1 protein-coding gene is annotated in these 1,118 nt (G+C 68.2%); it reads left to right on the forward strand.

The window, feature by feature from the left end; translation table 11 throughout:
- A partial coding sequence (locus tag V7E45_RS40260; RefSeq protein ID WP_333779243.1) for a hypothetical protein occupies nucleotides 1-793 on the forward strand: 793 nt, incomplete at its 5' end.
- Nucleotides 794-1,118: the final 325 nt, after the last annotated feature.

Here is a 1,118-nt window from a genome sequence, read left to right on the forward strand (position 1 = left end):
CGCCCCGCCCCCGAACTACACCCCCAGCAGCGGCTGGAGCACCGACACCAAATTCCCCCGACATGCCAGTGACGCCGGACCGGCAGTGGCTGTGTACAAGGGCAAGATCTACGCCGTCCACAAGGGGAACGGCAACAGCAGCCTGTGGTGGACCTCCCGGACCGCCACCAGTTCCTGGTCCACCGACACCGAGCTCCCCCGGCACGGCACTGACAGGGGACCGGCCCTGGCCGTTTACGGCGACTACCTGTACTGCGTCCACAAGGGCAACGGCAACGGCAGCATGTGGTGGACCCGTTTCAACGGCACCAGCTGGAGTCCTGACCAGGAAATCCCCCGCGCGGCGACCTCCTCCAACCCGGCCCTGGCCGTCTACAACCACAGGCTCTACTGCGTGCACCAGGGCAACGGCAACGCCAGCATGTGGTACGCGACCTTCGACGGCAGCAGCTGGAGTCGCGACAGTGAGATCCCCAACGTGGCGACCGTCGCCGGACCGGCTCTGGCCGTCTTCAAGAACAAGCTCTACTGCGTCCACCGCGGCAACAGCGACCAGAGCCTGTGGTACACCACCTTCGACGGCTCCAACTGGAGCCGCGACACCGAATTCCCCAAACACGCCAGTGGCGCCGGCCCCGCCCTGATCGTCTATCGCGACCCCTACGGCACCGAAGACCAGCTGATGTGCGTCCATCGCGGCTTCGGCACCAAGAGCACCAGCTCCGAGGACACCGACACCGGCGAACCGGCCACCACGGACGGCACACCGAACGAGACGCCGGCCGCAAGCTGAGAAAACCTCGTTGCGCCGTCCTGCGTGGCACCGAACCCGCCGCGCAGGACAAGCACCCCTCCTGCCGCGGAGTCGGCCTGTGGGCTCACCGCGACGCCCCGCAGGCCGTGGTGGACGGCGAGCCCGACGAACGGACGGGGTTGCGCCGGCTGTACGTGGCCCTGACCCGAGCGGTCTCGGGCCTGGTCGTCGCGCACGCGGGACCGTTGCCGGGGCAGCTCACCGGGTAGGGTGCTGTGCCGTTCCGACATGTCCCTCTGGAAAGGCTTTAGTTGAGCACGCCGCCGGAACCCTCGGTGTCGCCAGCGCGGAGGCCGCGCCCATG

It is taken from the genome of Streptomyces sp. IBSBF 3136, from assembly GCF_036815105.1.
Classification (GTDB): Bacteria; Actinomycetota; Actinomycetes; order Streptomycetales; family Streptomycetaceae; genus Streptomyces.